Annotated in this window: 15 protein-coding genes and 2 pseudogenes; 12 read left to right on the top strand and 5 right to left on the bottom strand. The window is 69.2% G+C overall.

The window, feature by feature from the left end; translation table 11 throughout:
* Positions 1 to 209: 209 nt before the first annotated feature.
* Together G5C60_RS03025 and G5C60_RS53535 are read left to right on the top strand one after the other, a co-directional pair.
* On the top strand, positions 210 to 614 hold the full coding sequence (locus tag G5C60_RS03025; RefSeq protein WP_241266445.1) for a BlaI/MecI/CopY family transcriptional regulator: 405 nt from the start codon (positions 210 to 212) through the stop codon (positions 612 to 614).
* A gap of 11 nt (positions 615 to 625) precedes the next feature.
* On the top strand, positions 626 to 1,600 hold the full coding sequence (locus G5C60_RS53535) for a M48 family metalloprotease (protein ID WP_165254577.1): 975 nt from the start codon (positions 626 to 628) through the stop codon (positions 1,598 to 1,600).
* A gap of 91 nt (positions 1,601 to 1,691) precedes the next feature.
* Here the strand turns inward: G5C60_RS53535 and G5C60_RS03015 are convergent, their stop codons facing one another.
* On the bottom strand, positions 1,692 to 2,402 hold the full coding sequence (locus G5C60_RS03015) for a DUF1775 domain-containing protein (protein WP_165254576.1): 711 nt from the start codon (positions 2,400 to 2,402) through the stop codon (positions 1,692 to 1,694).
* 60 nt (positions 2,403 to 2,462) lie between these two features.
* The gene (locus G5C60_RS03010) at positions 2,463 to 3,116 is read right to left on the bottom strand and encodes a hypothetical protein (protein ID WP_165254575.1); all 654 of its coding nucleotides are present in this window, start codon (positions 3,114 to 3,116) and stop codon (positions 2,463 to 2,465) included.
* A gap of 198 nt (positions 3,117 to 3,314) precedes the next feature.
* On the opposite strand from G5C60_RS03010, the gene G5C60_RS03005 reads away from it, so the two are divergent.
* The 5 genes from G5C60_RS03005 (at position 3,315) to G5C60_RS02985 (ending at position 6,636) form a co-directional block, all read left to right on the top strand.
* On the top strand, positions 3,315 to 3,914 hold the full coding sequence (locus G5C60_RS03005; protein WP_165254574.1) for a hypothetical protein: 600 nt from the start codon (positions 3,315 to 3,317) through the stop codon (positions 3,912 to 3,914).
* Between the two features lie 81 nt (positions 3,915 to 3,995).
* Entirely contained in the window at positions 3,996 to 4,259 is a 264-nt protein-coding gene (locus G5C60_RS03000; RefSeq protein WP_165254573.1) for a hypothetical protein, read from the top strand.
* A 295-nt stretch (positions 4,260 to 4,554) separates the two neighbouring features.
* Positions 4,555 to 5,271 (top strand): ABC transporter ATP-binding protein, encoded by a 717-nt coding sequence (locus tag G5C60_RS02995; RefSeq protein WP_165254572.1) that lies wholly within the window; start codon positions 4,555 to 4,557, stop codon positions 5,269 to 5,271.
* Positions 5,271 to 6,005 (top strand): ABC transporter permease, encoded by a 735-nt coding sequence (locus tag G5C60_RS02990; protein ID WP_165254571.1) that lies wholly within the window; start codon positions 5,271 to 5,273, stop codon positions 6,003 to 6,005. The genes G5C60_RS02995 and G5C60_RS02990 overlap by 1 nt, the downstream gene beginning before the upstream one ends.
* Positions 5,995 to 6,636: a TetR/AcrR family transcriptional regulator gene (locus G5C60_RS02985; protein ID WP_165254570.1), complete on the top strand. Its 642-nt coding sequence runs from the start codon at positions 5,995 to 5,997 to the stop codon at positions 6,634 to 6,636. Before G5C60_RS02990 ends, G5C60_RS02985 begins: the two co-directional genes overlap by 11 nt.
* Positions 6,637 to 6,798: 162 nt before the next feature.
* Here G5C60_RS02985 and G5C60_RS02980 read toward each other — a convergent pair whose 3' ends face one another.
* The gene (locus G5C60_RS02980) at positions 6,799 to 7,383 is read right to left on the bottom strand and encodes a helix-turn-helix domain-containing protein (protein ID WP_165254569.1); all 585 of its coding nucleotides are present in this window, start codon (positions 7,381 to 7,383) and stop codon (positions 6,799 to 6,801) included.
* A gap of 58 nt (positions 7,384 to 7,441) precedes the next feature.
* Here G5C60_RS02980 and G5C60_RS02975 point away from each other — a divergent pair, with 58 nt between their 5' ends.
* A complete protein-coding gene (locus G5C60_RS02975; RefSeq protein WP_165254568.1) occupies positions 7,442 to 8,011 on the top strand; it encodes a dienelactone hydrolase family protein in 570 nt (189 codons plus the stop codon).
* 12 nt (positions 8,012 to 8,023) lie between these two features.
* Here the strand turns inward: G5C60_RS02975 and G5C60_RS02970 are convergent.
* Positions 8,024 to 8,907: pseudogene (locus G5C60_RS02970) on the bottom strand (IS5 family transposase).
* A 153-nt stretch (positions 8,908 to 9,060) separates the two neighbouring features.
* On the opposite strand from G5C60_RS02970, the pseudogene G5C60_RS02965 reads away from it, so the two are divergent.
* Positions 9,061 to 9,171 (top strand): annotated as a pseudogene (locus G5C60_RS02965) (VOC family protein); the annotation flags it as partial.
* A gap of 109 nt (positions 9,172 to 9,280) precedes the next feature.
* On the opposite strand, the gene G5C60_RS02960 reads toward G5C60_RS02965, so the two are convergent.
* Complete coding sequence (locus tag G5C60_RS02960; protein WP_165254567.1) at positions 9,281 to 10,087, bottom strand: DeoR/GlpR family DNA-binding transcription regulator; 807 nt, start codon at positions 10,085 to 10,087, stop codon at positions 9,281 to 9,283.
* A gap of 307 nt (positions 10,088 to 10,394) precedes the next feature.
* Here G5C60_RS02960 and G5C60_RS02955 point away from each other — a divergent pair, with 307 nt between their 5' ends.
* From G5C60_RS02955 to G5C60_RS02945, 3 genes are all read left to right on the top strand, one after another.
* Complete coding sequence (locus G5C60_RS02955; protein ID WP_165254566.1) at positions 10,395 to 11,471, top strand: ABC transporter substrate-binding protein; 1,077 nt, start codon at positions 10,395 to 10,397, stop codon at positions 11,469 to 11,471.
* A 33-nt stretch (positions 11,472 to 11,504) separates the two neighbouring features.
* Positions 11,505 to 12,332, top strand: coding sequence for an ATP-binding cassette domain-containing protein (locus tag G5C60_RS02950; RefSeq protein WP_165254565.1), 828 nt, complete (start codon positions 11,505 to 11,507; stop codon positions 12,330 to 12,332).
* 122 nt (positions 12,333 to 12,454) lie between these two features.
* Positions 12,455 to 13,579 (top strand): sugar ABC transporter permease, encoded by a 1,125-nt coding sequence (locus tag G5C60_RS02945; protein ID WP_206439044.1) that lies wholly within the window; start codon positions 12,455 to 12,457, stop codon positions 13,577 to 13,579.
* The last annotated feature ends 1 nt before the right edge of the window (position 13,580 follow it).

Raw genomic sequence — 13,580 nt, 5'->3', positions numbered from 1 at the left:
GGAGGGGTTGAGGGCGGGCAGGGCAGGGCTCAGTGGCGCGGAGGCGCCTCGGTCGACGTCCACATCAGCAAACTACTACGATGCGTAGAAGTTCTACAGTCCATAGAAGTCCGATGAAGGGTAAAATTTCTATGCAAGGTAGAAAGCCGGGCGCCCCGGCTCGCTGGCCCTCGGTACCCTCCAGGGAGGCACGGCGCGGACCGGCGGTCATGAGACGAAAGGGCGGGGCGAGCGCGATGCGGCCATTCGGCGATCTGGAAGCCGACGTCATGCGTGTGATGTGGGCGAGCGACGAGCCGCTCAACATCCACGGCATCGTCGACGCGCTCCACCGCGAGGGACGGCAGCCTGCGTACACCACGGTCATGACGGTCACCGAGCGCCTGCGCACCAAGGGCTGGCTGGAGCGGGTCAAGCAGGGCCGCTCCTTCCGCTACAGCGTCCTGCGCACCGCCGACGACTACTCCGCCGAGCTCATGGAGCAGGCGCTGGAGTCCTCCGCCGACCGGGAGAGCGCCCTGCTGCGCTTCGCCGACCGGCTTGACGCCTCCGAGGCCGAGGCGCTGCGCCGGGCGCTGCAGGCCATGCCCGCCGATCCCGGCGCCGACGGCTGAGGCGGCGCGCCGTGCTCGTCATCACCGCGCTGCTCGCGCACGCCCTCCTGCTCGGCGGACCACTGAGCCGCCGTCTGGCCGGGGCACGCTGGGTCAGCCGCCGTCCGCGGGCGGCGCTGCGGCTGTGGCACGCATCCGCCCTGGGACTGCTCGCCTCGGTGACCACCGCACTCGTCCTGACCGCGCACGACCTGTGGGAACACGGTGTCGTGTGGCTCTTCCACGCGGACAAGCCGCGCATCCACGCCGTCTACGGCGGCGCGTGGCAGGCGCGGGGCATCGCCGACGCGGCGCTGCTCGTGCTGTTCCTGGGTGCCGCCGTCCTGTCCGCGACTGCCGTGCGCAGGTCCGTGCGGGTGTACCGCGAGCGCGAACGGCACCGCCTGACCGCCGATGCGCAGGGTGTGTACGGCCGCGAGGGCGACGGCGTCCCGGTGCGCGTGCTGAGTCACGCCGCCCCCGCCGCCTTCTGCATTCCCGGAGCGGGCAGCCGCTCCCGCATCGTCGTCACCACCGCGGCCCGCGACCTGCTCTCCCCCGACCAGCTCGCCGCCACACTCGAACATGAGCGGGCCCACCTGCGGCTGCGCCACCACCACGCGATCCTCGCCGCCGACGTCGTGACCGCGGCCCTCGGCTGGACGGGGCTGCTGCGGCCGTACGCGGATCAGGTCCGCCGTCTCGCCGAGATGGCGGCCGACGACCGCGCGGCGCACAAGTACGGGCGGCGCACGGTGGCTTCGGCGCTGCTGGAAATGTGCAGCGCTCCGGCCGTGCCCCCGCCCGCGGCGTCCGGAACGCTCGCGATGACCGGGCCCGATCCGGCCGAACGCATCCGACGGCTGATCTCGGCCCCCTCCGGAGCCGGCAGCCCGCTCGTCGGCGCGCTGGCCTGGGCCGCGACGGCGACGGCACTCGCGCTGCCCATGGTTTTGGCCCTGGGGCCCGCGTTGCTACTCGCCAACACGGCCCACCTGGGCGGCTGATCCGGGTCAACGGGAGACGGGCCCGGAAGAAACACGCCCGGCCGACTTCAGCGGTGCGAAGCCGGCCGGGCAGGTCATGACGACCGGGTCACTAGGCGGCGGCGCCCCGGCGGCGTACGAAATAGACGACACCGCCGGCCACGACCAGTACCGCGGCGACGATCCCGACCCAGACGCCGGCGGACAGCCCGCTGTCGTCGTCCTTCTCCTCGGCCTCGGCGGCGGGGGAGGCCGACGGCGTGCTCTCCTCGGGAGTCGGCGAGGCGGAGGGGCTCTCCGACTCGCTGGGGGAGGGACTGACCGGCTTCGCGCCGGGTGCGGCGGCCTTCAGCGTCAGGACCGGTGCGGGGTTCTCGCCGCTCTCGTCCAGCTCGATCCAGCGGTCGGTACGCCCGTCGCTGTAGGTCTGCAACGTCTTGAACGCCAGCTCCTTCGCGTCGGGGAGCTGCTTGACGACGATGGAGTACTCGGCGTTCACGCCGGCCTTCACCGCCGGGCCCTCAACGGTGTAACCGTCGTCGCTCGCGGCGAACTTCCAGCCCTTGGGGCCCTCGCCGTAGGTCACATCGGCGGGGGCGATGCCCTCGGGCAGGACGACGCGCAGCTCGGTGATCCCGGCGGTGGCGGACTCGGACTCGGCCGCGAATTCGAGGGTGACGTTCTCCGCGAGGGCCTGGGCCTTCTCGGACTCGACCTCGACGTGGGCGGCGGCGGGAACGGCGGTGAGGAGTACGGCGGTTGCGGCGACGGCGGCCGCGACGGTCATGCGTCGCGCAGTGCGTGGCAGGGTGATGCGGGACATGGGTGTCTCCAGGCATGGGGGATGGCGGAGGCGGCCGAACAGGCGTCCCCGCAGGGTCAGTCAGCTGACGAGATCCAGCCCGGTCGGCGGGGGACCCCGCCGTACCACCACATCCGCGAGCACCGGGGCCAGGGGCGGTGGCTGCTCGGCCCCCTCCGGTACGAGCGCCGGCAGCCCGGGTCCCCTCGCTGCCGTCGGTCGCCTGGTGAGCAGTGCCCAGGCGGCGGCGAGGCGCGCCCGGGTCGCGTCGAGTGCCGCCGCCAGGCCGCGGGTCAGCGACCAGCATGCCGCGTCGGCGCGTTGCAGCAGGATGGCGACGAGTACGGCGACCAGGGCGTGCGCCGCGGTCATGGCCGCGGAGTCGTGCAGGCGCTCGTGCCAGGCCGTGTGGGCGTCGCCGGTCTGCTCACCGTGATGGTTCACGGTCATGGCTGCCGCGCGATGGGAGTGCGCGGTCAGGGTCAGCCACAGGTGCAGGCCGGTCTGTGCCAGGACGCTGGAGGCCACGACCGTGACCAGAGAGCGCCGACGGCGCGTGCCGAGGAGCCCCAGGCCGAAGAGTGCCGCGGCCGCCGTCGCGCTCGGTGCCCAGGGCGCCGGCCCGTCGGCGATCAGATGGTGCGCGCTCACCCCCAGCACCGTCCCGACGACGGCGAACACCGCAGCCCGGACAACGGGCAGCGGCGCGCGAGAGGTCGTGAGCGGCTGGTGCATGGCCCGCTCATCATGGAGCATTGCCCGGCCGGTTGGCAGGCCGGTCCGGCAAAGAGGATGGGGCGACGATGCCGGCAGGGCATCGCCCTACGGTGTCCGCCACGTACAGCGGACCCCTTCCCCTCGGCTCGAATTCGTTGTATTCGTCCCGCCGTTCGTCCCGCCGTTCGTCCCGCGATGCGGCATCATGGTCCAGACATGCCAGCCCACCTCATACCGGACCGCATCGCGGGTGGCACTGCCGCCCGTGCCGTCGGCTATGCCCTGGCCGCCATTGCTCTGGCCGCCGGACTGCACCACGCGACGACGGACTCGAAGGTCTCCTGGCCCGCCCTGGCGCTCGCGGCGGTGGTGCTCGCCGTGTGCGCGTATCCCGTCCTGCGCACGGGAGCGCCCCGTTCAGGCGTGCTCGCCCTGGCCGCGGTGCAGGCGCTGCTGCCCGCCTTTCTGGGGTCGACCGGCACCGAGATCCCGACCACGGCTCTCGACGACCACCTGCGCCTGCCCGCTGTCTGGCACCACAACCCCCTGGTCATGGCCGCGTTGAACGTCGTCGCCGCCCTCACCCTGGCCTGGTTCTTCCACAGCGCCTCCGAACTGCCCGGGCGGCTGTCCCACGCCATCGCCGCACCCGCGCGGCGCTGGTGGACACACCTGCTGTACGTCATCGGCCTCGCCCTGCGCCTGACGGGCCCGCCCCTGACACAGCCTGCTCGACCCCCACTGCCCGCCGTGGCACTGCCACGGCCACACGCGCTCACGGGTCTGCTGTACCGCGCACAGCCCTGCGCGCCCTGACGGCGCGCCACTCCACCGCATCACGTCATTGCGCACGCCTGCTGACCGCGGTGTGCCTTCCTCGACACCGGAGTGTCCGTTGTGTCCGCATATCTCGATGTCATGCACTGGGCCGCCCAGAGCGGCCCAGTACTTGCCCCTGATCCCTTAGTCCTGCGCGCCGACCAGCCGTACGTCCCGCAACAGCTCGCCGAAGGCGGCGGCCTCATTGGTTTCTTCACCTCCATGCAGTTCATTGCTTTCCTCGGGGTGGGGCTGATCGCGCTGGTGTTGCTGATGGCCCAGCTCTGGTCGAGCCGCCGTGAGGCCCGCAGGGAGAGAGAGGAGCGTGAGGAGGCGGAGTAGGCCCTGCCAGGTCCTGCCGAGGTACTCCCGTCGGTGTGGGGCCGGGCGGCCACGGCTTCGGAATCCGCCTTCTTCCGGCGAAGCCGGCCTGCGGTTCCGGTGCTGTGGTGCTCGGCCGTGCACGGCATCCAGCAATGCACGGCATCCGGCTAGGCGAAGCGGTCCCTGAGCTACCAGCCACGACATCACGGCTCTGCATTGTGCGGGCCGTGGATGAGCGAGCGCCGCGACAGCGGACTTCGCACGGTCTATGATGAACGAAGGTTCATGAACATACGTTCATCCAGGAGGCGGGATGACGGACATCGAGATCCGAGGGCTGACGAAGACCTTCGGTCCAATCCACGCCGTCGACGATGTGTCCTTCACGGCGCCGGCCGGGCAGGTGACGGGATTCCTCGGGCCCAACGGGGCGGGGAAAACCACGACGCTGCGCATGCTGCTCGGCCTGGAACGGCCGACCGGCGGCACCGCGGTGATCGGCGGGCGGGCGTATCGCGAGCTGGCCAGTCCGCGCCGTACGGTCGGCGCGGTGCTGGAGGCGTCCGGCCTCCACCCGGGCCGGCGCGGGCGTACCCATCTGGAGCTGCTCGCGCGGGCGGCGGGGCTGCCACGGCAGCGGGTGGACGAGGTGCTCGAGACTGTCGGCCTCGGCGCGGCGGCCGACCGGCGCGCGGGCGGATACTCCCTGGGGATGCGCCAGCGCTTGGCCGTTGCGGGCGCGCTGCTGGGCGACCCGGAGGTCCTGGTCCTCGACGAGCCCACCAACGGCCTGGATCCGGCGGGCGTGCGCTGGCTGCGCGACCTGCTGCGGCAGTTGGCGGGTGAGGGCCGCACGGTGCTGGTCTCCAGCCATCTGCTGGCCGAGGTGACGCAGTACGCGGACCGCGTCGTCATCATCGCGGGCGGACGGCTGCGCTACGAAGGCCCGGTCGACGGGCTGACCACCGGCGGGCAGAGCTTCGAGGACGCCTTCCTCGCCCTCGTCGAGCCCGAGGGGGCGAACCTGTGATGCGTACGCTCTTCGGCACCGAACTGCGCAAGCTCACCTCGGTCCGCAGCACCTGGATCCTGCTCGCCGCCACCGCCCTGCTGGCCGGACTGCACGCCGTCGGACTGCTCGTCGGCGACCCCGATGGAGAGCTGGCCGCCGACATCGGCAAGCAACGGGTCCTGTTCAGCGCCGGGATGGGCTCCATCCTCGCGATCACGCTCGGCGTGCTGATCAGCGCCGGGGAGTTCCGGCACGGCACGATCACCGACACCTACCTGTCCACCCCGCGCCGCGGCCGGGTGCTGAGCGCCAAGCTCGCCACCGGACTGACCGTGGGCGCGCTGGCCGGGCTGGCCTCGGCCGCCACCACCCTGGCCGTCAGCGGCGCCTGGCTGGCGGCCGACGGCAACTCGCTTCCGCTGGGCGAGAGTTACGTGTGGCAGACACTGCTCGGCGGGCTGCTGTGGTGCACCGCGTACGCCGCCATCGGCGTCGCCGTCGGCACCCTGACCCGCAACCCCGTCCTCGGCATCGTCGGCGCGCTGGCCTGGCTGTACGTCATCGAGGGCATCGTCGTCAGCGCCTTCGAGGACGTCGGGCGGTGGCTGCCCTCCGGGGCCGCGTCGGCCCTCGGCAACGCGGTCAGGGACGGTCTGCTGCCGCAATGGGGCGGCCTGGTGATGCTCGGGGCGTACGCGGCAGTGATCGCCGCGGTCGCCGCGCTCACTACACTGCGGCGTGATGTCACCTAGAAAACCGGCCGTGCTGCGCGACAGCGGCGGCGATCAGACCCTGCGCGAACATCTGGTCGCCACCGCCGCCCGCCTCATCGCGGAGCGGGGCAGCACGGGGCTGACCGTGCGCGGCATCGCCCGCGAGGCCAAGGTCGCCGACGGCGTCCTCTACAACCACTTCGCGGACAAGGAAGAACTCCTCGCCCTGGCCCTGCGCGCGCACGTGCACACCGTCATGCACGGAGCGGGCGAAGTGCCCCGTGCGGGAGACAGCACGGTCGAGGACAACCTGCGCGCGTACGTCACCCGCGGCCTGAACGTCCTGACCCAGATTCTGCCCGTGTTCGCAGGCGTCGTCGCCCAGCACAAGATCCTCGCCCACTTCGCTTCCGCGCACGCCCCCGGCACCGAGCGGGGCGGACTGCGCGCCGTGCTGGCCGACTACCTGCGCGCTGAACAGCAGCTGGGCCGGCTCTCCCCGGACGCCAAGGTGGACGCCGCCGCCACCATGATGATGGGCGCCTGTCACGAACTCATCCTCCCCCGCCTCTTCCATCCAGGCCCGGGGGCTGTGCAGTTGGAGGTTCCACCCGGTTTTGTCGACGACGTCGTCTCGACAGTGCTGGACGGGATCGCGCCGAGGCCCTGAGCCGCTGGGGTGCGGGACTGTTTGTCGACGCTGAGCTCCTGGTGCTAGGGCCTGTCCGATGGGTCATGCGACTTGGTGGGTTGGTGCCCGAGATGGGCCAAGGTCGTGAAGATTCGGGTGCTGTAGGTCGTCGGCTGCGGACGCCATGACCTGGGTTACAGGTCAGTCCTTCGCTGCAGGCTCAGCCTCTGGCAGCGCCGGATAGTCGGTCGGGTAGAGCCCGGCCGCGAAGCCGTACACCACATCGCCTCCGCGCGGGAGTTGCGTGTAGTCGTTGGCAAGCTCCAGGACCCGTGCCCAGAACTCGCGGGCCTGCTCCCGCGGGATCCGTACGTGCCGCACGATCGAGGAGAGTTGATCTGCCTGGTGTGCGGGGGCCGACTCGGCGGCGGCCGTGGCGAGATCGTTGTTGCAGTAGGGCGCCTCGGCCCCGTCGGTCGGGCTGATCGTGCCGACGCGGAAGATGCGCGCGGTGCGGCCGTAGTACCGCTCGTCGATGGCTCGCACCCGGCGGGTCCGCACGACTTTCAGCAGCTGGGCATCCGCCAGGGCGCTCACGTGGTGCGCGACCGTGCTCTTCGGGCGGCCGAGTGCGGCGGCCAGTTCACTCACGGTCGCGGCGCGTTCGAGGAGCAGCTCAAGGATGGCGTTGCGCAGTGGGTTGGCCAGCGCGCGGAGCTGGGCCGGGGCTGTCACATCTGTGACGTCGGCAAGGTCGTAGTCGGGGAGACGGGTATTGTTCGGCACTCTTCGATTATTCTAAAGTTCCGGATCATTCGCCACCCACAAGGCAAGGGGTTCGGGCATGACAGAGGTCGTACTGTTCCATCACTCGCAGGGGCTGACTCCCGGAGTCGCCGCTTTCGCCGACGAGCTCCGCGCGGCCGGCCACACCGTCCACACGCCCGATCTCTTCGACGGGCGAACGTTCGGCTCCCTTGAGGAGGGCATGGGCTACGTCGAGCAGATCGGCTTCGGCGACATCACCGAGCGCGGCGTCCGTGCGGCCGAACGCCTGCCGCAGGACGCCGTTTACGTCGGCTTCTCACTCGGTGTGCTGCCCGCCCAGAAGCTGGCGCAGACGCGGGCGGGCGCGCGGGGCGCGCTCCTGTTCCACGCCTGCATCCCCGTCTCGGAGTTCGGCGCGGCATGGCCTGACAGTGTGCCGGTGCAGGTGCATGCGAAGGAAGCCGATCCGCTCTTCGCCGAGGACATCGACGCTGCCCGCGGGCTCGTCTCCGATTGTGCTGACGCGGAGATGTTCCTGTATCCCGGAGACCAGCACCTGTTCGCGGACAGGTCGCTGTCGTCGCACGACCCGGACGCTGCCAAGCTCCTGACCCAGCGGGCGATCGAGTTCCTCGGCTCGCGCTAGGTCGTTGGCGAGTCATGCGCAAAGCCAGAGACGAAGGGCTGCGACGGTCACGGTGCCGTTAAAGACGTACGCCCTCTTGTCGAACCGCATGGCCACTGCCCGGTTCGCCTTCAATCGGTTGATTAGCCGCTCGATTTCGTTCCTGCGGACATAGCGTGCCGCATCGAAGCCGGTGGGCCTGCCGCCGTTACTCCCACGGCGTAGGCGGTGGGCCTGCTGGTCTCGGCGTTCGGGGACGGTGTGCTTGATTTGCCGACGCCGCAGGTAACGGCGGTTGCGGCGTGATGAGTACGCTTTTGTCGCCGCTGAGATGGTCGGGCCGGGTGCGTGGATGGCCGCCGTCCGGCCGGGGCACACGAATGCGCTCGAGAACCGGGATCATCTGTGGGGCATCGCCCCACTGACCGGGGGGGTACCAGCATGGCCAGAGGCCGCAGACCACCCTCACCTGCCAAGTGGATCTTCATTGTCAGGCCGCCGCGCGAGCGGCCCAGCGCCTCATCGGGGCGGTGCTGAGCGGGCCGGGTGCGCTTGCCGGGTTTCCGCGGAGCCTGCTTGCGTGCGCCGGCGGCGTGCTGATGAGCACGGCACACAGTGGAGTCCACACTCACCATGGACCAGTCGATCCGGCCGTCAGCGTCGGCATCGGCCTGGGCGGCCCGGAAGATTTTCTCCCAAGTGCCGTCCGCGGACCAGCGCCGGTGACGGTCGTAACAGGTCTACCAGCTCCCGAACCTTCTTGGAAGATCCCTCCAAGGGATGCCGGTCCGCATGCGGAAGAAGATCCCATTGATGACCTGCCGGTGTTCCTTCCACCGGCCGCCTCGACCGGTGTTCTTCGGCAAGTGCGGCTCTAGCTGGGCCCATTCAGAGTCGGTCAGATCACCCCGCTCCACACAGCGTTGAACGATCGGCAGTCCAGCTCGTTACTGACCCATCGGACAGGCCCTAGAGCCGTAAGCGGACCGATGAGGCGGTCACAGTGCCGTGGAAGACGTAAGCCTTCTTGTCGTAGCGTCTGTTGGCCGAGGTTGCGCCTTCGCATGGCTGCAGGCCGGCGTCGAGTCGTCCAGGAGCCGACCCTGCAGCCCTACGGCGTGCGCGACTGCGCCGTCCATGATCCCGCTGGCAACCTGACCGGCATCCAGGAGCTGCGCTGAGCCGTCCGGAGATCGCAGCCATGACCATGCACAGACGGCATCGTGACGGCACCCGCGCACGACGCCGGTGGCGGTCGCGGGCCGCTCCCCGCCGCACGCGAACCAGGTTTCACCCCGTGTCGACAACGAGGACTTCGACACCGCTGGCCTGCAGTGTGTCGAGCTCTGACGCCGAGATGCCGGCGTCGACGATGACGAGGTCGAACGCGGTGACGGGTGCGAGCTGGTAGAGGCCGCGGCGTTGGAACTTGGTGTGGTCGACCAGAAGGATTTTGCGGTCGCACGCTTCCATCAGGGCTCGTTTCACTCCCACCGTCTCCTGGGACTGGTGGTAGCAGTGGCCGCGGGTGATGGCGGTCGTCGAGGCGAACAGCGTGTCGGCACGCAGGCTGTTGACCGCGTCGATGGTCCGGATGCCGAGGAATGCGTCGTAGGCGGGGTAGTACGCGCCGCCAAGAGAGATGAGCTCGATTCCCGGACTGCCGGCCAGAACCTGGATGACGGGTACGAAGTTGGTGATGACCGTCAGCGGTGCGCGCTGCGAGAGCAATCCGGCGAGCGCGAGGGCGGTGGTGCTGTCGTCGACGATGAGGGACTGCCCGGGCTTGACGAGGCCAAGTGCGGCACGGGCGAGTGCGCTCTTCGTCGGCGCCATGGATTGGGTGCGGTGCCGTATGTCGCCGTGGAACGCCGTCGACGGTTGTGCGGTCGCCCCGCCGCGGACTTTCCTCAGCCACCCCTTGCCCTGTAGGTAGTCGAGATCTCGGCGGATGGTCATCGGTGTCACGCCCAGCTCGTCGGCGAGCCGCTCGATGCGGACGAAGCCTTCGTCGACGACACGGCTCTTGATCCGCTCCCGCCTCTCGCGCGGCCCTCGCCCGCCCTCGCCGGTGGCCGGATCTTTGTCTTCCCCCATGAAGTCCCTCTGTTCCCTTTCTGTTAACAGAACACATACGCGTTGTGTCGGGCTTCCATCTCGTCCGCTGCGCGCTCTCCACCTGCAACGAGCGTGTTACAGCAGGGTTTGTGGCGCGCTCTGCGAAGGAGCATGGCACACCGATGTTCACCCATGCCAGGAGAACGAACAGCCAGGCTGATCAAAGGATCAAACATCGGTGTTCAGTTCTCAGGATGTGTTGACACCCGCATGAGCCACGCGTTTCTTGTGCGTTACGTCATAGCGGCAGACCGGTGGCTACACGGTCCGCATCAAGGAGTCGAACATGAGAAAACTGGCCAGTGGTGCTCTCGCCGGCATCCTCGCCCTGGGCGCTCTCACCGCATGCGCTGAGGAGCCGGGTGGCGGAAACTCCGGGACCGCCAAGGCGGACGGAGAGTCGGGCAAGGTCGCGTTCCTCATGCCCGACCTGGCCTCCACCCGCTACGAGCAGTACGACGCTCCGCTGTTCAAGAAGCGGATGGCCAAGCTGTGCCCGGACTGCGGGGTCATCTACCAGAACGCCAACAGTGACGCCTCGCTTCAGCAGCAGCAGGCGAATTCCGCGATGGCCCAGGGTGCCAAGGTGATCGTGATCGACCCGGTGGACTCGGCCGGGGCGGCCACAATCGTGCAGACGGCACAGTCCCAGGGCGTCAAGGTGGTCGCCTACGACCGTCCCATCCCGGACAAGCCCGCGGACTTCTATGTGTCGTTCGACAACGAGGCGATCGGCGAGTCCATCGCCCAGTCTCTGGTCGATCACCTCAAGGAGACCAAGACCGAGGGCGGTGTGCTCCAGATCAACGGGTCTCCCACCGACGCCGCCGCCGGGCTGATCAAGAAGGGCGTCCACAACGCGGTCGACGACAGCGGGTTCAAACTGCTCGCCGAGTACGACACGCCGGGATGGTCGCCGGAGAAGGCCCAGCAGTGGGCGAGCGGGCAGATCGCCCAGTACCGCGGCAGGATCGCCGGTGTGGTGGCGGCCAACGACGGCACCGGCGGTGGAGCGATCGCGGCCTTCAAGGCCGCGGATGTGAAGGTCCCGCCGATCACCGGCAACGACGCGGAGCTGGCAGCGATCCAGCGCATCATCGCGGGAGATCAGTACAACACCATCTCCAAGCCGATCAAGATCGTCGCCGAGGCGGCCGCAGACGTGGCCCACGAGTTGCTTCAGGGCAAGGAGCCCAAGGCGGACACCAAGCTGTTCAACACCCCGTCGCAGCTGTTCAAGCCGACCGTCGTGACACAGAAGAACCTCAAGGAGGTCATCTTCGGCTCCGATGCGGTGCTCAAGGCGAAGGACGTGTGCACCGCGCAGTACGCCGCCGACTGCGGACGCCTGGGCATCCAGTAGCGGCCTGAGGTATCTGAGGAAAAGAGGGTCACGATGACAGGCACCGCGGTTACCGGTGCGGGCACGGACACCGTGTTGTCGCTGAGCGGAATCAGTAAGAACTTCGGCGCGGTCGCCGCGCTGACCGATATCGAGCTCGACGTCGCGGCCGGTGAGGTGGTCGCCATCGTCGGGGACAACGGCGCCGGCAAGTCCACGCTGGTGAAGATCCTGTCCGGGGTGTACACCCCGGACGCGGGGGAGATCTTCGTACACGGCAGGAAGGTGTCTCTCGGCTCACCGGCCCTTGCCCATGCGATGGGCATAGCCACCGTTTTCCAGGACCTGGCCCTGTGCGAGAACCTCGACGTCAAGGCGAACCTGTTCCTGGGCCAGGAACTTCGGCCCTGGATGCTGGACGACGTCGCCATGGAGAAGCGCTCCTGGCAGTTGCTGCGACAGCTGTCGGCGAAGATCCCCTCACTCGGCGTCCCGGTGGCCGCCCTCTCGGGCGGCCAGCGGCAGACGGTCGCGATCGCCCGATCCCTGCTGAGCAATCCGAAGATCGTCCTGCTCGACGAGCCGACGGCCGCCCTGGGCGTAGCGCAGACAGCCGAGGTCCTCAACCTGGTCGAGCGGCTCAAGGACAGCGGACTCGGCGTGGTGATGATCAGCCACAACATGGAGGACGTCCGGGCGGTCGCCGACCGCGTCGCGGTGCTGAGGCTGGGCCGCAACAACGGTGTGTACGACGCCAAGGACGTCTCCTCCGAAGAGATCGTCGCCGCGATCACCGGCGCGACCGACAACGTGGTCTCGCGGCGAGCCGCAGGCCGGCTGACTTCCCCGCAGGAAAAGCAGGAAGAGAAGGAAGAGCTGTGACCATCACCGAAGACTCGGTGGCAACGGCCACCGACCTACAGGATGAGCGTCTTGTAACGCCGCAAGGCATCACCGACAGCATCAGGGCCACGATCCGCCGCGTCCGGGGCGGAGACCTCGGCATGCTGCCCGTCGTCGCCGGCATCGTGGTGATCTGGACGATCTTCCAGTTGCTGAATCCGACCTTCCTGTCCAGCACCAATCTGGTGAACCTGTCCTTCGACATGGTCCCGGTGGGCGTCCTCGCGCTGGGGATCGTCTGCGTCCTGCTGGTCGGCCAGATCGACCTCTCCGTGGGATCGGTGAGTGGTGCGTCGGCCGCGATCACGGCCGTCGTCATGGTCAAGAACGAGCAACCGATGTGGCTGGCGCTCCTCGCGGCCGTCGCCGGCGGCTGCCTGGTCGGATGGCTCTACGGCCAGGTGCTCAACCGCTTCGGCGTGCCCAGCTTCGTGGTCACCCTGGGAGGGCTGCTGGCCTTCCTCGGCGTACAGCTGTGGCTGCTTCGAGGCCAGAACGCGATCAACCTGCCCTACGACTCCACCCTGGTGAAGTTCGCACAGCTGTGGTTCGTCCCCCACTGGATGGCGTACGCGCTGGCCGTGGTGGCCGCGGGTGGGTTCCTGGCCACCGGGTGGGTGCGGGCCCGAACCCGCCGCGGGGCCGGGCTGTCGTCCTCGTCGCCGCAGTGGCTTGTCATGCAGTCGCTTCTGCTGCTGGCCGGACTGCTGATCGCGGTCTTCTACCTGAACCGCACCCGCGGCGTCGCCTGGATGTTCGTGTTCTTCGTCGCCCTGGTGCTGGTGATGCACTACGTGCTGTCCCGCACCAAGTTCGGACGATCGATCTACGCGGTCGGCGGCAATGCCGAGGCGTCCCGCCGGGCCGGCATCAACGTGCGGCGGGTCTACACCTCGGCGTTCGTCCTGTGTTCCGGCCTGGCCGCGGTCGGCGGCATCCTGGCCGCGTCGCGACTGGCCGCGGCGAACCAGAGCACCGGTACCGGAGACGTCAACCTCAACGCCATCGCCGCCGCGGTGATCGGCGGGACCAGCCTGTTCGGCGGCCGCGGCTCGGCCATTGCCGCCCTGCTCGGAGTCCTGGTCATCCAGTCGATCTCCAGCGGTCTGACTCTGCTGAACCTCGACTCCTCCTACCGGTTCATGATCACCGGCGCGGTCCTGCTCATCGCCGTCGGCCTGGACTCCGTCGCCCGGCGCTCGCGCCAGGCCCACGGTCGGGGGTGAA

The sequence above is a fragment of the Streptomyces scabichelini genome, assembly GCF_011045015.1.
In the GTDB taxonomy this organism is placed as follows: Bacteria; Actinomycetota; Actinomycetes; order Streptomycetales; family Streptomycetaceae; genus Streptomyces; species Streptomyces scabichelini.
The sequence above is the reverse complement of the archived record's forward strand: the minus strand, read 5'-3'. Positions and strand labels throughout refer to the sequence as shown.